Origin of the sequence: Micrococcus porci (genome assembly GCF_020097155.1) — a bacterium.
GTDB lineage: Bacteria > Actinomycetota > Actinomycetes > Actinomycetales > Micrococcaceae > Micrococcus > Micrococcus porci.
Window position 1 is genome coordinate 2,239,395 of sequence record NZ_CP083691.1, and the last position, 18,448, is coordinate 2,257,842.

The 18,448-nt window shown below is 74.1% G+C and carries 19 protein-coding genes; 6 read left to right on the forward strand and 13 right to left on the reverse strand.

Features of this window, described 5'->3' with window-relative positions; translation table 11 throughout:
• Positions 1-1,452 (reverse strand): MFS transporter, encoded by a 1,452-nt coding sequence (locus tag KW076_RS10560; protein WP_224355292.1) that lies wholly within the window; start codon positions 1,450-1,452, stop codon positions 1-3.
• A gap of 117 nt (positions 1,453-1,569) precedes the next feature.
• Between KW076_RS10560 and KW076_RS10565 the strand changes: the two genes are divergently transcribed.
• On the forward strand, positions 1,570-2,205 hold the full coding sequence (locus tag KW076_RS10565) for a DUF805 domain-containing protein (RefSeq protein WP_224355293.1): 636 nt from the start codon (positions 1,570-1,572) through the stop codon (positions 2,203-2,205).
• Positions 2,206-2,238: 33 nt separating this feature from the next.
• Here the strand turns inward: KW076_RS10565 and KW076_RS10570 are convergent, their stop codons facing one another.
• Entirely contained in the window at positions 2,239-2,817 is a 579-nt protein-coding gene (locus KW076_RS10570) for an LURP-one-related/scramblase family protein (protein ID WP_224355294.1), read from the reverse strand.
• Between the two features lie 135 nt (positions 2,818-2,952).
• On the opposite strand from KW076_RS10570, the gene KW076_RS10575 reads away from it, so the two are divergent.
• Genes KW076_RS10575 through KW076_RS10585 form a run of 3 tightly spaced genes read left to right on the forward strand, consistent with a single transcriptional unit; the run spans position 2,953 to position 5,337 of the window.
• A complete protein-coding gene (locus tag KW076_RS10575) occupies positions 2,953-4,140 on the forward strand; it encodes an LLM class flavin-dependent oxidoreductase (RefSeq protein ID WP_224355295.1) in 1,188 nt (395 codons plus the stop codon).
• A complete protein-coding gene (locus KW076_RS10580; protein WP_224355296.1) occupies positions 4,137-4,826 on the forward strand; it encodes a CE1759 family FMN reductase in 690 nt (229 codons plus the stop codon). The genes KW076_RS10575 and KW076_RS10580 overlap by 4 nt, the downstream gene beginning before the upstream one ends.
• Entirely contained in the window at positions 4,798-5,337 is a 540-nt protein-coding gene (locus KW076_RS10585; RefSeq protein WP_224355297.1) for a MarR family winged helix-turn-helix transcriptional regulator, read from the forward strand. The genes KW076_RS10580 and KW076_RS10585 overlap by 29 nt, the downstream gene beginning before the upstream one ends.
• Positions 5,338-5,445: 108 nt before the next feature.
• Here the strand turns inward: KW076_RS10585 and KW076_RS10590 are convergent, their stop codons facing one another.
• The 8 genes from KW076_RS10590 to KW076_RS10625 form a co-directional block, all read right to left on the reverse strand.
• Positions 5,446-6,591 carry a trypsin-like serine protease gene (locus tag KW076_RS10590; protein ID WP_224355298.1) on the reverse strand — a complete coding sequence of 382 codons (1,146 nt, stop codon included), beginning with the start codon at positions 6,589-6,591 and terminating at the stop codon, positions 5,446-5,448.
• Between the two features lie 119 nt (positions 6,592-6,710).
• Entirely contained in the window at positions 6,711-7,703 is a 993-nt protein-coding gene (locus KW076_RS10595) for an SseB family protein (RefSeq protein ID WP_224355299.1), read from the reverse strand.
• Entirely contained in the window at positions 7,700-8,485 is a 786-nt protein-coding gene (gene priA / locus KW076_RS10600) for a bifunctional 1-(5-phosphoribosyl)-5-((5-phosphoribosylamino)methylideneamino)imidazole-4-carboxamide isomerase/phosphoribosylanthranilate isomerase PriA (protein WP_224355300.1), read from the reverse strand. The genes KW076_RS10595 and priA overlap by 4 nt, the downstream gene beginning before the upstream one ends.
• A gap of 60 nt (positions 8,486-8,545) precedes the next feature.
• Entirely contained in the window at positions 8,546-8,698 is a 153-nt protein-coding gene (locus KW076_RS10605) for a hypothetical protein (RefSeq protein WP_224355301.1), read from the reverse strand.
• Positions 8,698-9,357 (reverse strand): imidazole glycerol phosphate synthase subunit HisH, encoded by a 660-nt coding sequence (gene hisH / locus KW076_RS10610; RefSeq protein ID WP_224355302.1) that lies wholly within the window; start codon positions 9,355-9,357, stop codon positions 8,698-8,700. Before hisH ends, KW076_RS10605 begins: the two co-directional genes overlap by 1 nt.
• Positions 9,357-9,959, reverse strand: a complete 603-nt coding sequence (gene hisB / locus KW076_RS10615) for an imidazoleglycerol-phosphate dehydratase HisB (RefSeq protein WP_224356839.1) — start codon at positions 9,957-9,959, stop codon at positions 9,357-9,359. Before hisB ends, hisH begins: the two co-directional genes overlap by 1 nt.
• A gap of 87 nt (positions 9,960-10,046) precedes the next feature.
• Complete coding sequence (locus KW076_RS10620) at positions 10,047-11,186, reverse strand: histidinol-phosphate transaminase (RefSeq protein ID WP_224355303.1); 1,140 nt, start codon at positions 11,184-11,186, stop codon at positions 10,047-10,049.
• Between the two features lie 95 nt (positions 11,187-11,281).
• On the reverse strand, positions 11,282-11,704 hold the full coding sequence (locus KW076_RS10625; RefSeq protein ID WP_224355304.1) for a LysM peptidoglycan-binding domain-containing protein: 423 nt from the start codon (positions 11,702-11,704) through the stop codon (positions 11,282-11,284).
• Between the two features lie 241 nt (positions 11,705-11,945).
• Between KW076_RS10625 and lexA the strand changes: the two genes are divergently transcribed.
• Complete coding sequence (gene lexA, locus KW076_RS10630; protein ID WP_224355305.1) at positions 11,946-12,647, forward strand: transcriptional repressor LexA; 702 nt, start codon at positions 11,946-11,948, stop codon at positions 12,645-12,647.
• Between the two features lie 36 nt (positions 12,648-12,683).
• Here lexA and KW076_RS10635 read toward each other — a convergent pair whose 3' ends face one another.
• From KW076_RS10635 to KW076_RS10645, 3 genes are all read right to left on the reverse strand, one after another.
• On the reverse strand, positions 12,684-14,768 hold the full coding sequence (locus KW076_RS10635; protein ID WP_224355306.1) for an ATP-dependent DNA helicase: 2,085 nt from the start codon (positions 14,766-14,768) through the stop codon (positions 12,684-12,686).
• A complete protein-coding gene (gene hflX / locus KW076_RS10640) occupies positions 14,765-16,405 on the reverse strand; it encodes a GTPase HflX (RefSeq protein WP_224355307.1) in 1,641 nt (546 codons plus the stop codon). Before hflX ends, KW076_RS10635 begins: the two co-directional genes overlap by 4 nt.
• A 68-nt stretch (positions 16,406-16,473) precedes the next feature.
• Positions 16,474-17,100, reverse strand: a complete 627-nt coding sequence (locus KW076_RS10645) for a GNAT family N-acetyltransferase (protein WP_224355308.1) — start codon at positions 17,098-17,100, stop codon at positions 16,474-16,476.
• A gap of 216 nt (positions 17,101-17,316) precedes the next feature.
• Here KW076_RS10645 and KW076_RS10650 point away from each other — a divergent pair, with 216 nt between their 5' ends.
• Positions 17,317-18,444 (forward strand): NAD(P)-binding domain-containing protein, encoded by a 1,128-nt coding sequence (locus KW076_RS10650; protein ID WP_224355309.1) that lies wholly within the window; start codon positions 17,317-17,319, stop codon positions 18,442-18,444.
• The last annotated feature ends 4 nt before the right edge of the window (positions 18,445-18,448 follow it).

The window sequence follows — 18,448 nt, forward strand, 5'->3', positions numbered from 1 at the left end:
TCAGCCCCGCGCGGGCGAGCGGCGCCGCCGCGCCGCCGTGAGGATCGCCGCGGCCCCGATCATCACCACGGCGGCGCCCGCCGCCCCCACGTAGCCGGCACCCGGGCCCACGCCGTCGATCACGAGGCCCACCACCGGCGCACCCAGCGCCGAACCCGCCGTCATCGCCGAGCCGTAGTAGCCCATCGCCTCCCCGCGGCGCTCCTCCGAGACCAGCAGGGAGATCCGCGAGGACGCCGCCGCCAACGTCGGCGCCGTCAGCAGCCCCGACGGCACCGACGCCCACGCCAGCGCCCACAGCCCGTCCACGAACGCCATGGGCGCCACCGCGAGCGCGAACAGCGCCCCCAACAGGTAGGGGTGCACCTGCCGGCCCCACGCCCCGTAGAAGAGACCGCCGAGCGCTGAGGCTCCGCACCAGAACGCGTAGACCACGCCCACCGACGCCTCCTGCCCGGCGTGCTCCAGCTCCGCGACCATGGTCACCTCCGTGCCCACCAGTGCGATGCCCGCGGCCATCGCCACCACCAGTACGCCCAGGACCTCCGGGGTCACCCAGCCGAAGTGCCGCACCCGCCACAGCCGCCACCGCTCGTCGCGGGTGAGGCCGTCGGCCGCCCGGCCGTCGTCATGCCGCCCCGCCCGGGGCGCCGGTGAGACCGGCCCGGAGCCGTCCGCGGCGATCACCGGGAGGGACCCGGTGACGATCGGCACCGCCTCCGTGACCACCGGCAGGGCGCCCGTCGCGAGGTCCGCGGCGGCCACGGTCGCGCGCACCGGCGCGGTGTGCACCGCCTGGCTCAGCGCCTGCTCCCGGTCCTCCTCCTCCGTGAAGGGGTCGCCCGCGGAGGGGCCGTCGGCCGCCAGCTGCGTGGAGCGCGTCGGCGGGTTGAACCACATGAGCAGCGCCCCGGACAGCGCCCCGGACAGGCCGACGACGGTCAGGCCGAGCGCGGTGGACCCCGTGGCGGCGATGACGGCCCCCAGCGCCGGGCCGACCATGAACACGAGCTCGGTGATGATCGAGTCCAGGGTGAACGCCGTCTGGCGGTCCGCGCCGTGCGTGAGCACGCCCAGCCCCTGCCGCACCACGGAGAAGATCGGCACCGCGAACAGGCCGCCGAAGAACACCGCCACCAGCAGGAAGCCGAACGGCAGCCACGGCACCACCGGCCAGATGACGGCCTCCGCGACCACCGAGGGCAGCAGCGCGCGCCGCAGCCCGTCCCGGTCGATCGCCCGGCCGCGCCACGGCGAGCCGCACGCGATGCCCAGGGTCATGGCCGCCGCCGCCAGCCCGGCCTGGCCGTAGCCCAGCCCCAGGGTCACCGCCACATGCAGCGTCAGGATGACGCCGGCCGCCGTGTGCGGGAACCTCGCGATGAACCCCACTGCCAGCAGGTTCCGGATGCGCGGGTCCTGCAGCAGTCGTCCATAAGCTCTGAAGTCCACCCGAGCATGCTAGTCGTCCCCCGCGCCCGGTACGACGGCCGTCTCGCCTAGACTGGAGGGCGGCGGACGGGACCGCCGGGGGCACCCCCTGGGGCCGCCGCACCGACGGAGGAGACCATGACCCAGCCCCACGACCCCAGCCAGAACCCCTACGGCCAGCAGCCCGCCGCCGGACAGCCTCCCTACGGCCAGGCCCCGTCGGGCCAGTCGCAGTACGGCCAGGCCGACTACGGCCAAACCCAGTACGGCCAGACCCAGTACGGCGCCCCCTCCCCGGGCTACGGATACGGGTACCAGCCGGGCGTGCCCTTCCCGGAGGACCCCCGAGTCGCCCCCGCCCCGGGCGTCGGCCCCGTGGAGGCCGTGAAGCGCTTCTACACCCGCTACGCGCTGTTCTACGGGCGCGCGAGCCGCTCCGAGTTCTGGTGGGTGCAGCTGTACCTGGTGCTGGTGAGCCTGGTGCTGACGGCCCTGATGTTCGCCGTCCTGGTGCCCGCGGGCGCGTTCTCGAACACCACCACCGAGCTCAGCGAGGCGGGCGCGGTCGGCGTCCTCGCCATCACCGGCCTGTTCCTGGTGTTCGTGCTGGCGCACCTGGTGCCGTCCATCGCGCTGCAGGTGCGCCGCCTGCACGACGCCGGCTTCTCCGGCTTCTGGTTCTTCATCGGCCTCGTCCCCTACGTGGGCGAGCTGGTGCTGCTGGTGTTGTCCGTGCTGCCGTCGAAGCCGGAGGGCGCCCGCTTCGACCGCTGAGCCTCACCCACGCTCTCCCCGGGGCGCCCGCCGTCAGTCGTTGCGGCGGGCGTCCTTCGCGCGCAGGAGGTCGAGGGCGATCGCGGTGCCGAGCACCGCGCACCGCACCACCGGCGGCATGGCCGGGTCCAGCTCCAGGCGGTACCGCGAGCGCCCCAAGAGCGCATTGCCGAAGCCGGACCACTGGGAGACGGCGCGGGCGATCGGCACCTCGCCGGCGATCATGCGGTAGTCGTGGTCGAAGAGGTCGCCCTCCACGCGGAACACGGTGCCGTCCACGACCTCCACGGAGACGGCCGTGCGGAAGAACGCGACCTCCCGGCGGAGGTTGGCCAGGGGCAGGCCGGCGGGGTCGAGCACCTGGAAGCGGTCGCGGCCGAAGGTCGCCGGGTCCTGCAGCTCGAACAGCGGGCGCCCGTCGTCGCCGTCGCAGACCAGCAGGCGGCGGCTGCCCATGAGCATGCGGCTCAGGCCGCCGCCCTGCGTCTGGACGGTGGCCACCACCTCGCCGTCGGGCCCGAGCACCTGCATGTCGTTGGACAGGAACGAGGTGACCTGCTGGAGGGCGAGGCTGTTCACGAGGGCCAGGCGGCCGGCGTCGAAGGTCGTCATGTCCCCAGTCTGCCCGGCCCCGGAACCCGGATGGAATATCCTGCGCCGGCCCCCCGTTGGCCTGTATAGTTCACTTTTGAAAAAAGACGACGACGCCGCTCCGGCGCCCGCCGCCTGCGACGAGAGGAGCACGCCGTGCAGCTCGGCATCTTCACCATCGGCGACATCACCGCCGATCCCACCACCGGCACCACCCCCACCGAGCACCAGCGCATCAAGGACACCGTCACGATCGCGCGCCACGCCGAGCAGGCCGGCTTCGACGTGTTCGCCACCGGCCAGCACCACAACCCGCCCTTCGTGGCCCCGGGCAACCCGCCCACGCTGCTGTCCCACCTGGCCGCGGTGACCGAGACGATGACCCTGTCCACCGCCACCACCCTGATCACCACCATGGATCCCGTGCGCCTGGCCGAGGACTACTCCTACCTCCAGCACCTGGCCGACGGCCGCGTGGACCTCACCCTCGGCCGCGGCAACACCGGCCCCGTCTACCCCTGGTTCGGCAAGGACATCCGCCAGGGCGTGAACCTCGCCGTGGAGAACTACAACCTCCTCTACCGGCTGTGGCACGAGGAGACCGTCGACTGGTCCGGCCAGTTCCGCACGCCCCTGCAGGACTTCACCCTGACCCCTCAGCCGCTCGACGGCGTCGCCCCCTTCGTGTGGCACGGCTCCATCCGCTCCCCCGAGATCGCGGAGCAGGCCGCCTACTACGGCGACGGCTTCTTCCACAACAACATCTTCTGGAACAAGGAGCACATCATCCGGATGGTGCGCCTGTACCGGCAGCGGTTCGAGCACTACGGCCACGGCAAGGCCCACCAGGCCTACGTGGGCCTCGGCGGCCAGGCCTACATGGCCAAGAACTCGCAGGACGCCGTCAAGGAGTTCCGCCCGTACTTCGACAACGCCCCCGTCTACGGCCACGGCCCGTCCCTCGAGGACTTCACCTCCATGACCCCGCTGACCGTGGGCTCCCCGCAGCAGGTCATCGAGCGCACCCTCTCCTTCCGCGACTGGGTGGGCGACTACCAGCGCCAGATGTTCCTCATCGACCACGCCGGCCTGCCCACGGACACCGTGCTCAAGCAGATCGACCTCTTCGGCGAGGAGGTGCTGCCCGTGCTCCGCGAGGAGTTCGCCGCCCTCAAGCCGGACGACGTCCCCGAGGCCCCCACCCACGAGTTCCTCGTGGAGCGCGCCCGCCGCGGCGAGGCCCCCGTCCCCGGCGGCAGGGAGGGCTCCCCCGCCCACGCCGCCCGCGAGGCCGCCCGCGCCAAGCAGGCCGAGCAGCAGAAGAAGAAGGAGGACGCCCGATGAGCACCTCGGCCTTCGAGTCCACCGACCCGTTCACCCCCGGCGCCCGGCACATCGCCGTCGTCTCCGGCGGCATCGGCGACCCCTCCCAGACCCGGAAGCTGGCCGACCGCCTCGCCCGGGCGAGCGCGGACGCCCTGTCCGCGGCCGGCGTGGTCCCGGAGATCCACGTGGTCTCCCTCCGCGAGCTGGCCACGGACCTCGGCGCCGGGATGGTCACCACGGCCAGGTCGCCCGCCCTGCTGGACGCCGTCGCGCAGGTGGAGCACGCCGACGCCGTGATCGCCGTGTCCCCGACGTTCAAGGCCTCCTACTCCGGCCTCTTCAAGTCCTTCGTGGACCTGATCGACGACGAGGCGCTCGTGGGCGTGCCCGTGCTGCTCGGCGCCACCGGCGGCACCGCCCGCCACTCGCTCATGATCGACCAGGCGATGCGCCCCCTGTTCGCCTACCTGAAGGCGCGGATCGTCCCGACGGCCGTGTTCGCCGCCTCCGACGACTGGGGCCGAGCCGACGGGCAGAACGACTCCACGCGCACCACCCCGCTGGACGCCCGCATCCGCGCCGCCGGGGAGGACCTCGCCGAGGTCCTCCGCCACCGCCCCGCGCGCGTGCGCCCCGCCGCGGACGCCACCGACGACGACCTGGAGGTGATCCCCTTTGACCAGCTCCTCCACCCCGGCCGCTGAGCCCACGGGCCCCCGTGCCGCCAGGCACGCCTGGCGCGCGTACTTCGAGTCCACACAGATGCTGCAGGACCAGCTTGAGCGCGGCCTCAAGGCGGAGTGCGGCATCACGCTGGCCGACTACAACCTGCTCCTGCTGCTCGTGGAGTCCGACGGGGGGCGCCTCCGTCTCGGGGAGCTCGCCAGCCGCATGGTGTTCTCCCCGTCCCGCGTCACCTACCAGGTGAAGTCCCTCGTGGCCCGCGGCCTGATCGAGCGCCGCCGCGTGGAGTGCGACCGCCGCGGCTTCGAGGCCGTCCTCACCGACGCCGGCCGCACCGCGTTCCGCCGCGCCGCCGTGGTCCACGCCCGTCAGGTCGACGAGCTCTTCCTGGACCTGCTCCAACCGGGCGAGGCCGAGGTCCTCGGCCGGGTGTTCACCCGCGTGGGCACCGCGCTGGAGTCCCGCTGCGCCGGACGCGCGGCACCGTCCGAGCCGTGCGGGGCTCAGGCCTCGAACAGCGCGGACGCCTGAACCGGCGCCTCCGCCCGGACGCCGAAGGGCCCCCGACCTGTGCTGGACAGGTCGGGGGCCCTTCGGCGTCCGCTCCGGCCGCGGGGGTCGGCGGGGCGGGGAGCCGGGTCAGTTCACCGGGACGCCGCCCAGGGTGACGGTGGCGTCGGTCGGCTGACCGGCCGCATCCTTCAGCTGGACCTCGATGTGGCCGCCGGCCGGGACCTGAGCCGGGGTGTTGATCCAGGTCATCGGCTGGCCGTCGGAGTGCAGGTGCAGATGGCCGATCTGCTTGCCGGCGGCGTCGTAGGCCGTGACGGCCATGTAGCTGAAGCCGCCGGTCTTCGTGGTGGCCTGCACGCGGGTGCGGAAGTCGATGCCGTCCTCGGGGGCGACCTTCAGCGTGGTGGTGCCGGCCGTCGCGGTCTCCGCGGACACGCCGTGCTTGCCGAGGGTCGGGGCCGGGGCGGCCTTCTTCTCGGCGGCCGGAGCCTTCGCGGCGGGGGCCTTCTTCTCGGCGGCCGGAGCCTTCGCGGCGGGGGCCGTGGGGGCCTTGAGGATGACGCCGTGCTTGCCGACGGTCGGGGCCGGGGCGGTCGCCTTCGCCGGGGCGGCCGCGACGGCCTTCAGGGACTCGGCCGGCACCATGATGGTGGACAGGCTCGCGGCGTCGCAGCCCACGGCCCGGCCCTCCTCGTCGAAGGACACCGGGGCCAGGCCCGAGACCACGCCCACGACGCGCTGCTTCGCGTCGTACACGGCGCCGCCGGAGTCGCCCGGGCGGGTGGTGGCGGCGTCCAGGGAGACCTGGTCGGTGTACACGTCACCGCAGGTCTCGGCGATGTCGTAGGTCTCGGGGTCGCTGATCGAGTTCGGGGAGCCCAGGGGCACCGAGGAGCCCTGGGTGTAGACGGTCTCACCCGGCTTGACCGAGGCGGCCGGCCGCGTGGACCAGTCGCCCACCACGTCCACGTCCTCGTCGAGCGCGATCTTCACGACGTCCACGCCGGTGGAGCCGGGCAGCGCGGAGACGGAGCCGATCCGGGCGCCGTCCGCGGCGTGCACCGCCGAGCCGACGGTCCACTGGCCGGCGCCGCAGTGGGCGGCGGTGAAGGCGGTCGTGTCGCTGACGAGGGTGATGGAGCACTCGCCGGCGGGCACGGACAGCGCCGCGCCCTGGGTCAGGGGGGTCGCCGCGAGGGCGGAGCCCGCCCCGGCCACGACAACCGCACCCAGGGCCGCCGTGGTGGCCCCGGTGAGGGTGGTCTTCTTCATGGATTCGTCCTCTTCCTGGGGGAGGTGTGGCGGCCGGGCTCCCACGCCCGGACCGTGGACGCGTGCCGCGGGAGCCGTCGTCCTTCGCCCTCTACGGTATACGATGCCCCGGACATCGTTCAGGGGCGTCGGACGGTGATCTCCACCGAGTCCGCGCGTTCCGCGAGCAGGGGCAGGTCCCCCAGCAGCATGGCGAGCGTGGTGGTCATCAGACGGATCCCGGCGGCGTCGGCGTCGCGGGCGGGCATGGCCAGCACCGTGAGCTCCGTGCCGGAGCCGCCGCCGTTCATCACCTCACCGGAGGCGGTCTCCGTGGCCACGCCCGGGCCCGGCGCCAGACCGAGGTTCAGGAGGTTCGGGACGAGGTCCGCGACGCCGGCGATCTCCTCGGCGATCTCCTGGTCCAGGTAGGACGGGGTCCAGGGCTTCTGCTGGGCCAGCGCCCACACGGCGGGTCGCCGGACCGCGTAGGTGTGCTCCGCACCGGCGTCGACGACGACGAGCTCGCACCCCTCGTCCACGGCCGACAGGCACGCGCGGGGCGCCCAGACCGCCACGGGGCGGGCCAGCGGGTTCCACGCGGTGAGCGCAGGCACGGAGGTGAACACCGGCAGGGCCTGGCGGCCGTCCGGGGCGCGCATGGTCACGAGGGCCACGTCCGCGGCCTTGTCACCGTGGGCGGCGTCCTCGTGCTGGGCGTGCTCGTGGACGGAGTGGGCCGCGTGATCGTGCACGTCCGCCTCGTCGACGGCGAGGGTGGGCACCACCGCGGCGAACACCCGGATGCGGCCCAGCACGTCCACGACCTCGGCCTCGCCCGCGGTGCCCTCCGTGAGGGCGTCCATGACGCGGGCCCACTCGGCCGGGGCGGTCCCGTCGTCCTCGTCGAAGATGTGCAGCGGGTTCGCGGACCCCTCGAGGCCGGGCCCGGAGAGGTCGCGCCCGGCCCACGGCACGCCGGCCGTGTCCGCGGTGTTCTCGCGCGCCGTCTTCTGGCGCATCCGCTCCATGGCGGCGCGGATGTGCCCCGGCAGCTCGCGGCCGCCGGGAGCGGGGACCGGGACGGTGGCCTCGGCGTCGTGCGCGGGCTCGCTCGAGGACGCGGAGCTCACGGGGCCGCCTGGAAGGGGTGCTGCTCGCGGGCCCGCTCCACGGTGGCGCCGGCGGCCACCGCGAGCGCCTGCTCCAAGGAGAAGCGTCCGGCGTAGAGGGCCTTGCCCATGATCGCGCCCTCGACGCCCTGCGGCACCATGGCGGCGAGCGCGGCGATGTCCTCCAGGGAGGAGATGCCGCCGGAGGCGACGACGGGCTTGTCCGTGGCGGCGCACATCCGGGCCAGGAGCTCCCTGTTCGGGCCCCTGAGCGTGCCGTCCTTGGTCACGTCGGTGACCACGTAGCGGGCGCAGCCGGCCTCCTCGAGGCGGGCGAGGACCTCCCAGAGGTCGCCGCCGTCCTGGGTCCAGCCGCGGGCCGCGAGGGTGGTGCCGCGCACGTCGAGGCCCACGGCGACGCGGTTCCCGAAGCGCTCGATCGCGCGGGCCGTCCAGGCCGGGTCCTCGAGGGCGGCGGTGCCGAGGTTCACGCGCGCGGCGCCCATCGCGAGGGCGTTCTCGAGGGATGCGTCGTCGCGGATGCCGCCGGAGAGCTCGATCTTCACGCCGATCTCGTCGACGACGCGGCGCAGCACGTCGCGGTTGTCCCCGCGGCCGAAGGCGGCGTCCAGGTCCACGAGGTGGATCCACTCGGCGCCCGCGTCCTGCCAGTCGAGGGCGGCCGTCAGCGGGTCGCCGTAGGAGGTGGCGGAGCCGGCCTCGCCCTGGACGAGGCGCACGGCCTGGCCGTCCTGCACGTCCACGGCGGGCAGCAGCTCGAGCGCGGGGGTGGTCTCGGTCATCGGGGTTCCTCTCGGCGGGGGCGGATGGGGAGGTCGAGGGTGTCGGGGGGACGGCCGCCGTCAGACGGTCAGGAAGGCGGCGGCGACGGCCATGGCGGCCAGCACCAGGGCGATCACGACGGCCCAGGTGGGGGCCTTCTGCGTCCGCATCGACCAGGCGGCGCCCAGGAGGATGCCGCCGAGGCCGAGGTAGAGGACGGACCAGTACGGCATCAGAGGGTCTCCAGCCAGTTGCGCAGCAGGGCCTGCCCGGCGTCGCCGGACTTCTCGGGATGGAACTGGGTGGCGCTGAGCGGGCCGTTCTCCACGGCCGCGATGAAGTCCGCGCCGTGGTGCGACCAGGTGACCTGCGGGGGGCGCATGGCCTCGTTGCCCTGGTCGAACTCCCAGGACTGCACCGCGTAGGAGTGCACGAAGTAGAAGCGCTCGTCCTCGATGCCCGCGAACAGGGCGCTGCCCTCGGCGGGGCGCACCGTGTTCCAGCCCATGTGCGGCACGGTCGCGGCAGGCAGGGGCTCGACGACGCCGGGCCACTCGCCCATGCCCTCGGTCCGGACGCCGTGCTCCACCCCTGCCTCGAACAGCACCTGGTGTCCCACGCAGATGCCCAGCACGGGGCGGCCGCCGGCCACACGGCGGCCGATCCAGCGGGTGCCGCCGGACGAGCGCAGGGCCTCCATCACGGAGGCGAAGGCCCCCACGCCGGGCACCACGAGGCCGTCCGCGCCGAGCACGGCGTCGGGATCCTTGGTGAGCTCCACGCGCGCGCCGGCGTGCTCGACGGCGCGGACGGCGGAGTGGACGTTGCCGGAGCCGTAGTCCAGGACGGCCACCGTCGGGCGCACGCCCGGGACGGAGGTGGGCGAGGCCATCAGAGCGCACCCTTGGTAGAGGGCACGTCGTGCACGCGGGGGTCGTCCTCGACGGCGGCGCGCAGGGCGCGGGCGAACGCCTTGAACTGCGCCTCCACGATGTGGTGGGGGTCGCGGCCGCGGACCACGTCCATGTGGAGGCAAATGGAGGCGTGGTACGTGATCGCCTCGAACACGTGCCGGGTCATGGACCCCGTGAAGTGCCCGCCGATCAGGTGGTACTGCTGGCCCTCGGGCTCTCCCTCGTGCACCAGGTAGGGACGCCCGGAGACGTCGACGACGGCGCGGGCCAGGGCCTCGTCCAGCGGCACCGAGGCCTCGCCGAAGCGGCGGATGCCCCTCTTGTCCCCCAGCGCGGTCTTGAGCACCTCGCCGAGGGTGATGGCCACGTCCTCCACGGTGTGGTGCACGTCGATGTGCGTGTCCCCCGTGGCGCGCACCGTGAGGTCGATCTGCGAGTGCCGGGACAGCGCCGTCAGCATGTGGTCGTAGAACGGCACGGTGGTGGAGATCTCGGAGGTCCCCGTCCCGTCCAGGTCCATCTCGACGTACACGTCCGACTCGCTGGTGGTGCGCTGCATGCGCGCACGGCGTCCGGACATCAGCTCGGCGGCCACGGGTCCTCCTGGGGGTGGGCGGGAAGGGCACCCACCATCCTAGGCGGGGGCACGGGTGGGACCCGGTGTGGGTCAGTCGGCGTCGACGGCGGAGACGACGGCGGGATCCTGCTCGACGATCTCGCGCAGCGCGTCGAGGAACGCGGTGGTCTCCTCCTCCGTGCCGGCGGTGACCCGCAGGTGGTGGGGGATGCCGACGTCGCGCACGAGGACCCCGCGCTCCAGCAGCGCCTCCCAGACGGCGTGCGCGTCCGCGAGGCGGCCGAAGAACACGAAGTTGGAGTCGGAGACCGCGGGGACGAGCCCCATCCCGGTCAGCTCGGCGACGATGCGATCCCGCTGGCCCTTGATGTCCTCGACGGTCTCCAGGAGCTCGTCCACACGCTCGAGCGCGGCGATGGCCGTGGCCTGCGTGACCGCGGAGAGGTGGTACGGCAGGCGGACCAGGCGCAGGGCGTCCGCGACGGCGGCGTCCGCGGCCAGGTAGCCCAGGCGAGCCCCGGCCAGGGCGAACGCCTTGGACATGGTGCGGGTGACGATCAGCCGCTCCCGCCCCCGCAGCAGGGTGAGGGCGGAGTCCGTGCCGGCGAGCGCGAACTCTGCGTAGGCCTCGTCCACCACGACCATGGCCCCGTGGCCGCCCTCGGCCTCGTTCTGCGCCTGCGCCGCGTAGATCGCCTCGATGACGTCCAGGCCCAGGGCGGTGCCGGTGGGGTTGTTCGGAGAGGCGAGGAACACGACGTTCGGACGGTGCTCCCGGACCAGGGCCGCGGCGTGCTCTGCGGAGAGCGTGTGGTCTGCGGCGCGGCCGCCGTCCACGAACGCGGTGTCCGTCCCGTTGGCCAGCAGCGGGTACATCGAGTAGGACGGCAGGAAGCTCAGCAGGGTGCGGCCGGGACCGCCGAAGGCCTGCAGGATCTGCTGGAGGACCTCGTTGGAGCCGTTGGCGGCCCAGACCTGCTCCGGGGTGATGCCGTGGCCCAGGTAGGCGGCGAGGTGCTCGCGCAGCTCGGTGAACTCGCGGTCCGGGTAGCGGTTCAGCCCGCCGGCGACCTTCGCCACCCGCGCCGTGATCGCCTCGGCGACCGCCTGGGGCACGGGGTGCGTGTTCTCGTTGGTGTTGAGCATGTACGGGACGTCCAGCTGAGGGGCGCCGTAGGGGCTCTGGCCGCGGAGGGAGTCACGCAGGGGCAGGGAGCTCAGGTCGGTCATGGTGCTCATCCTAGGAAGCCGGACCCGCCTGCGGCCCCATGCGTCGGAGGTCCGACGCGGCGCGCCAGGACGGCGGAATCTCGGTGTGGCGGGCCTCAGCGCGTCGGGGGCACGTAGAGCTCCTGGCCGAGCTCCGGGTCCCGGCCCTCGAGGCCGTTCAGCTCGTCGATGCGGCGCATGGTGTCCCGGCGGTCCGCCTCCGGGGCGACGTCCCGCGCGATGGTCCAGAGGCTGTCCCCGGGCATCACCGTGACGGTCTGGAGCTCCTCGGCCGGGGTGTCCGCCGACACGGCGGGCGGGGAGAAGAGGACACCCGCGAAGAACGCGGCGGCAACGGTGGCGGCGGCCACGGAGAGGATGACGGGCAGCCCGCGGAAGAGCAGGCGCCCGCGGCGGGTCAGTCGCACGCCGGACGTCCGCGCGGCGGCACGGGTGGAGGCCGCGACGGCGCGGGTCGGCCGCGCGCGGACGGAGGTGAGCTGGTGGGTCCGGGAGAGCACAGCGGTGACGGCGGTCATGGTCTTCTGCCTTCCTCCCGCCGGAGCGGGTGAGTCGAACATCTGTTCGATTCGGTTCGAACCCATTTCTAGCACATCCGTTCGAGACACGCCCAGGAGACCTCGAACACATCTTTGAATGCGGGGGCGCACTCGACTAGGGTCGAGGCCAGAGCGGACGCGCCGTTCCGGCCGACATCCCAACGTCATCACGCGGCGCGGACACGTTAAGGCTCCTTCCCCGAGAGAACGGACCCCCGGCATGGCCACCTCGCCGACGCCGCCCCCCGGCGGCGCCCAGCCCCTGACCGACCGGCAGCGTCGGATCGTGCGCACGATCCGCCAGGCCATCGCCGAGCGCGGGTATCCGCCGTCCATGCGGGAGATCGGCGACGCCGCGGGCCTCGCGTCCCTCTCCTCCGTCACCCACCAGCTCGGGCAGCTCGAGCGGTTCGGCTACCTCCGGCGCGATCCGGGACGCCCGCGGGCCCTCGAGGTGCTGCGGGACGAGGACGGCGCCGCCGCGGTCGCAGACGCCGCCCCGGGGGCACCGGAGATCCCGTCCTGGCACACGGGTGCGTCCGAGGATGCCACGGTGGAGGTCCCCTGGGTCGGGCGGATCGCGGCCGGCGGGCCGATCCTGGCCGATCAGCAGGTCGAGGACGTCATGGCCGTCCCGCGCCGGCTCACCGGCGAGGGCGACCTGTTCATGCTGCGCGTCGTCGGCGACTCCATGGTGGACGCCGCCATCTGCGACGGCGACTGGGTGGTCGTCCGGCGCCAGGAGACCGCGGAGAACGGGGACATCGTGGCCGCGCTGCTCGACGACGAGGCCACCGTGAAGACGCTGCGACGACGCGACGGGCACACCTGGCTGCTGCCGCAGAACACGGCCTACGAGCCGATCCTCGGCGACCACGCGACCCTGATGGGCCGCGTGGTCACCGTCCTCCGCGCGCTCTGAGAGACGCCGGACCCGTCGAGGGCGGGCCCCTCCGCGTCAGTGCGCCTCGCGGGCCAACCGCTCCAGCACGCCGCGCACCACCGCGCGGTCGGTGGTGCGCCAGAAGTCCGGCAGGGCGCTGGTGATGTAGCCGCCGTACCGCTCGGTGGCCAGGCGCGAGTCGAGCACGGCCACGACGCCTCGGTCCTCCACGGAGCGCACCAGGCGCCCGGCGCCCTGCGCCATGCGCACCGCCGCGTGGGTGGCGGAGACCCGCATGAACCCGTTGCCGCCGTGCCGGGCGACGTCCCGGGTCCGCGCCTGGGACAGCGGGTCGTCCGGACGCGGGAACGGGATCCGGTCGATCACCACGAGGCGCAGCGAGGGCCCGGGCACGTCCACGCCCTGCCACAGGCTCATGGTGCCGAACAGGGACGTGTCCGGCTCGTCCGCGAACTGCCGCACCAGCGCCGAGAGCGTGGCGTCGCCCTGGCAGAGGACCGTGTGGCCCCTGCCCAGGCGCCGGCGCATGTGCTCGGCGGCGTCCTCCGCGGCCCGGCGCGAGGAGAAGAGCCCCAGCGCGCCGCCGTTGGACGCCCGCAGCAGCGCCTCGAGCTCGTCGAGGGACTCCGGCGAGGCGGTGCGGCCCGGCTTCGGCAGGTGCCGCGCCACATAGAGCACGCCCTGCCTCGGATAGTCGAACGGGCTGCCGACGTCGAGCGCCGTGAACCGCGGGGCGTCCGGTCCCGCCAGGCCGACGTCCCCGGCCACGGAGTCGAAGCGCCGCTCCCCCTGCCCCACGGTGAGGGTGGCGGAGGTGAGCACCGTGGTCGCCTTGCCGAACAGGCCCTCCCGCAGCCTGCCGGCCACCGAGATCGGGGCGACGTACAGCTGCGGCGGGTCGGCCTCGTCCCCGGGCTGCCAGCCGGAGCCCGGCTCGAACCGGCCGGGGCGGGTGGCCCACAGGACCTCCGGGAAGTCCGCCTCGGGGTGGGCCGCCAGCATCCGCTCGGCCACCTCGACCACCTCCAGCAGCCGGGACCGGGCCATCTGCCGGCCGGCGTCCGCCTCCCCCTCCTTGTCCTTCCCGAGGTCGGAGAAGCACTGGCGCGCGGCCGAGAGGACCGCCGTGAGCGCCTGCTCCTGGACGTCGTCCGGGCCGCCCTGGATCAGACCGGAGGGGGTGTCCGTGAACGCGCGGTCCAGCCCCGCGGCGGCCTGCGCCAGGTCCTCGACGGCGACGGAGGTGTGCCGCCGCAGGGACGTCGCCGCCCCGTGCACGATCGACCCGGACAGCTGCCCCGTCACCGCACCGGTGACGCGGTCCTGCAGCTCGTGGGCCTCGTCGACGATCACCGCCGAGTACGCCGGCAGCACCGCCAGGCCCTCGAACGCGCTGATGGCGAGCATCGCGTGGTTGGTGACCACCACGTCGGCGTCGGCGGCGTCCGCGCGGGCGCGTTCGGAGAAGCACTCCTCCGCCAGCGGGCAGCGGGTCGCCCCCAGGCAGTCCACGGCGTTCACGGAGACCTGCCGCCAGGCCCGGTCCGTGACGGGGACCTCCAGGTCGTCGCGGTCACCGGTCTCGGTGACGTCCGCCCACGCCCGGAGGTACATCACCTCCTTGCCGAGCGGGGACGAGGGCTCGCCGTCCTCGCCGGAGCCGATGAGGCCGCCGTCGTCGGCGACCTCGAAGAGGGTCTCCTCCCCCTCGTCCCCGGGGTAGCCGCCGTCCACCTTGTGCCGGCACAGGTAGTTCGAGCGGCCCTTGACGAGGGCGACGACGGGCTCCCGCGGCAGCTCCCCCGCGAGCGCCTGGACCAGCCGCGGGGCGTCCCGCTTCATGATCTGGGCCTGCAGGGCGAGCGTGGCCGTGGCGACGACGACGGGGTCCTCCTGGTCCATGGCGTGCTGCAGCGCCGGGATCAGGTAGGCCAGCGACTTGCCCGTGCCCGTGCCGGCCTGCACCAGCAGGTGCCGTCGCGACTCCAGGGCGCGCGCCACCTGGAGCACCATCTCCCGCTGGCCGGCGCGCTGCTGGCCGCCGGTGGCCTCGACCACCACGTCGAGCAGGCGCAGGGCCTCCTCCTCGCGGTCCGTGGTCGGCACGGCGCCGGCGGGTCCCGTCGTCGAATCCGTCATGCCGAGGCGGCCTCCTGGGCGTCATCGCCTGCGGCGGCGTCCACCCGGTAGCCCTCCAGGTCTGCGGCGATGTCCCGGCGGACGAGAACCGTGAGCCGGGTGCCGGTCTCCTCGTACGTCTCGGAGAGGATCTCCGCGTCCACCGAGTGCAGGCGGGAGACCACCTGCCCGTCCGTGAAGGGCACGAGCAGCTCGAGGCGCACGTCCGGGCGCGGGATGGTCGCGGAGATGGCGGACTCCAGCTCCGGGATGCCCTCGCCGGTGCGGGCGGAGACCACCACGGTGTGCGGCTCCTTGGCGCGGATGCGGGCGATCACGTCCGGCTCGGCGGCGTCCGCCTTGTTCAGCACGATGATCTCCGGGACGGACTGGGCGTCCACCTCCCGCAGCACGGAGCGCACCGCGGCGATCTGGCCCTCCGGGTCCGGATGGGAGGCGTCCACGACGTGCAGGATCACGTCCGCGTCCGCGACCTCCTCCAGGGTCGAACGGAACGCCTCCACGAGCTGCGTGGGCAGGTTGCGCACGAAGCCCACGGTGTCGGAGAGCGTGTAGCCGATGCCGTCCGGCGTGACCGCCTTGCGGACCGTCGGGTCCAGGGTGGCGAACAGCGCGTTCTGCACCAGCACGCCCGCGTGGGTGAGGCGGTTCAGCAGCGAGGACTTGCCCGCGTTCGTGTAACCCGCGATCGCCACCGAGGGCACCCGGTTGCGCCGCCGGTTGGCCCGCTTGGCCTCGCGCGCCGGCTTCATGCCGGCGATGTCCTTCTTCAGCTTGGCCATGCGGGTGCGGATGCGTCGCCGGTCCAGCTCGATCTTCGTCTCGCCGGGGCCGCGCGAGCCGATGCCCTCGCCGCCGGCGGCCCGGCCGCCCGCCTGGCGGGACATGGACTCGCCCCAGCCGCGCAGGCGCGGCAGCAGGTACTCGAGCTGGGCGAGCTCCACCTGGGCCCGCCCCTCGCGGGACGTGGCGTGCTGGGCGAAGATGTCGAGGATCAGGGCGGTGCGGTCGATGACCTTCACGCGCACCACGTCCTCGAGGGCGCGGCGCTGGGACGGGGCCAGCTCCGAGTCCACGATCACGGTGTCCGCGCCGGTGAGCGCGACGACGTCGGCCAGCTCGCGGGCCTTGCCCTTGCCGAGGAACGTGGCCGGGTCCGGTGTCGCGCGGCGCTGGATGACGCCGTCCAGGACCTCCGAGCCGGCGGTCTCCGCGAGCGCGGCGAGCTCGCGCAGGGAGTTCTCCGCATCCTCCGCGGTGCCCTCCGTCCACACGCCGGCCAGCACCACGCGCTCCAGGCGCAGCTGGCGGTACTCGACCTCGGTCATGTCCTCGAGCTCGGTGGACAGGCCCTGCACGCGCTTGAGGGAGTGGCGCGCGGCGAGCTCGTCCTGGTCGCCGTCCGCCGCGGTGTGGCCGTCGCCGCCCTCGGCGAGGGCGAGTGCGCGGCCCGCGAGCGCGCCGGAGCGGTCCGGGGCGCCCTCGTGGTCCGCGGCGGCGCTGTCCGCGGAGCCGCGCCCGGCCGCCTCGCGCTCGGTGGCGCGGCGAGCGTCGTCGGCGGCCAGGATGCGGTCGATCACGGCCTGGATCTCGTCCTCGGAGCCGCCGGCGGGAGTGGGGTTCTTCTCTTCAGTCATGGTCTCCTCTGGGGCGCCTCGCTCGGGCGTCCCGATGTCAGTTCAGGGTAGTGGGTGGGGCGGACGCGCTAGCCGGTCATCCCCACGGGGCGGACGTACCGGCTCACGCGGACCACCCGGTGGAAGCGTTCGCGAATCCACGCCTCGTCCTCGAGGGAGGCGTGGAAGAGCCCCTTGACGGGGGCCGAGAGGGCGGGCGGGGTCCGGATCAGGGCCGCGACGTCGTCGCCGTCCACCCAGCTCTCCAGGTGGACCTGGAGGTACACGTGGTCCCGGGCGAAGCCGTGCGCGCGGTACCAGGCGTTCGCCGCCTCGTCCTCGCGCGTCCACACGTCCACGTGCCCGACCCGCTCGGGCAGCCGCTCCAGGACGGCCTCGAACAGGCGGCCGGCCAGGCCCCGACGTCGGTGGTCCGGATGGACGGCCAGGGTGTCGATCGTGGCCAGCCCGGCGTCGTCGCCGTCCGCGGCGCCCACGGATGCGTCGAGGATCCCGGCGACCGTGCCGGCGTCAGGCCCGTCACGCACCACGGCGACCCACTGGAGCGAGTCCGCGGGGTCGGCCACGTCGGGGTCGGGGACGGGGTGGGCGGCGTGGACGTCGTCGTGGTTCTGGGTGTCGAGGAAGGCGAGGACCCGGCAGCGCAGCCACGACGGCTCGTCCTCGGGTGTGCAGGGGCGGACGATGAAGTCCATGGGGGTGTCCTGTTCGCGTCGGCGGGATCCGGGCGCACGGGGGCGCGGACCGGAGCGGGATGCGGAGCGATCGACGGCGGCCGGAGCGGGGGCTCGACGGGCGGCGGCGATCAGGCGAACAGCAGGAACATGCGGACCATCCTAGCGGCCGACCGTCGCCGGCGACACCCCTCCCCCGTGGGCGAACACGCGCGGGCCCCGCCTACGCTGGGCCGCATGACCCCGCACCCGGACCGGCACGTCACCGTCCTCGTGGTCGGCGCCGGCCAGGCCGGGCTCTCCGCCGCCCACCACCTGCGCCGCCGCGGCTTCCTGCCCGTCGGCCCCGGCGAGGCCCCGGGACCGGCCCCCGGGGGGTCGCCGGGCACGTTCGCCGTCCTCGACGCCGAGGACCGTCCCGGCGGGGCGTGGCTGCACCGCTGGGACACCCTCACGATGGGCTCGGTCAACCACATCCACGAGCTGCCCGGCCACCCGGTGCCGCCGGCGGACCCGGACGCGCAGGCCAACGCGGTGCTGCCCGCCTACTTCGCCGAGTACGAGGAGCGCTTCGACCTGCGCGTGCACCGCCCCGTGCGCGTGTCGAGGGTGGAACGGATCGGCGAGCCCGGGGCCGCCGAGGGGTTCCGGGTGCACACCGACACGGGCACGTGGACGTGCGGGTTCCTGGTCAACGCCACCGGGACGTGGACCTCGCCGCACTGGCCGGCGGTGCCGGGCCGGCGGGAGTTCCGCGGCCGGCAGCTGCACACCCACGACTACCGCGGCCCGCAGGAGTTCGCCGGGCGGCGCGTGGTGGTCGTGGGCATGGGCGTCTCCGCGACCCAGCACCTGGCCGAGGTCTCGCGCGTGGCGGACACGCTCTGGGTGACCAGGCGCGAGCCCCGCTGGATCGACGACCCGGACCCGGGCCACCTCGCCGAGTCGGTGGAGGGCGTCGACGAGCGCACCCGCCTCGGCCTGGCCCCGCGCTCCGTGGTGAGCGCGACCGGCATGTTCCGCTCCGACTGGGTGCGCGAGGCGCAGGCCCGCGGAGTGCTCGAGCGCCACCCCATGTTCGAGCGGATCGAGCCGGACGGGGTGCGCATGCCCGACGGCTCCCTCGAGCGCGCCGACGTCATCCTCTGGGCCACCGGCTTCCGCCCCGCCGTCCGCCACCTCGCCCCGCTGCGCCTGCGCACGCCCGACGGCGGCATCCGGGCGGCGCACGGCCGCGCCCTCGACGAGCCGCGCCTGTTCCTCATCGGCTACGGGCCGTCCCAGTCCACCGTGGGCGCCAACCGGGCCGGCCGGGACGCCGTGCGGGCGATCCTGGCGGACCTGCGGGCCGCCGGCGCCGCCTGACTAC

Bases quoted from the DNA above. Each gene is read 5' to 3' on its own strand.
- KW076_RS10565 (WP_224355293.1), top strand. From the start codon at position 1,570: ATGACCCAGCCCCACGACCCCAGCCAGAACCCCTACGGCCAGCAGCCC.
- KW076_RS10570 (WP_224355294.1), bottom strand. From the start codon at position 2,817: ATGACGACCTTCGACGCCGGCCGCCTGGCCCTCGTGAACAGCCTCGCC.
- KW076_RS10580 (WP_224355296.1), top strand. From the start codon at position 4,137: ATGAGCACCTCGGCCTTCGAGTCCACCGACCCGTTCACCCCCGGCGCC.
- KW076_RS10590 (WP_224355298.1), bottom strand. From the start codon at position 6,591: ATGAAGAAGACCACCCTCACCGGGGCCACCACGGCGGCCCTGGGTGCG.
- priA (WP_224355300.1), bottom strand. From the start codon at position 8,485: ATGACCGAGACCACCCCCGCGCTCGAGCTGCTGCCCGCCGTGGACGTG.
- KW076_RS10605 (WP_224355301.1), bottom strand. From the start codon at position 8,698: ATGCCGTACTGGTCCGTCCTCTACCTCGGCCTCGGCGGCATCCTCCTG.
- hisH (WP_224355302.1), bottom strand. From the start codon at position 9,357: ATGGCCTCGCCCACCTCCGTCCCGGGCGTGCGCCCGACGGTGGCCGTC.
- hisB (WP_224356839.1), bottom strand. From the start codon at position 9,959: ATGTCCGGACGCCGTGCGCGCATGCAGCGCACCACCAGCGAGTCGGAC.
- KW076_RS10620 (WP_224355303.1), bottom strand. From the start codon at position 11,186: ATGACCGACCTGAGCTCCCTGCCCCTGCGTGACTCCCTCCGCGGCCAG.
- KW076_RS10625 (WP_224355304.1), bottom strand. From the start codon at position 11,704: ATGACCGCCGTCACCGCTGTGCTCTCCCGGACCCACCAGCTCACCTCC.
- lexA (WP_224355305.1), top strand. From the start codon at position 11,946: ATGGCCACCTCGCCGACGCCGCCCCCCGGCGGCGCCCAGCCCCTGACC.
- KW076_RS10635 (WP_224355306.1), bottom strand. From the start codon at position 14,768: ATGACGGATTCGACGACGGGACCCGCCGGCGCCGTGCCGACCACGGAC.
- hflX (WP_224355307.1), bottom strand. From the start codon at position 16,405: ATGACTGAAGAGAAGAACCCCACTCCCGCCGGCGGCTCCGAGGACGAG.
- KW076_RS10645 (WP_224355308.1), bottom strand. From the start codon at position 17,100: ATGGACTTCATCGTCCGCCCCTGCACACCCGAGGACGAGCCGTCGTGG.
- KW076_RS10650 (WP_224355309.1), top strand. From the start codon at position 17,317: ATGACCCCGCACCCGGACCGGCACGTCACCGTCCTCGTGGTCGGCGCC.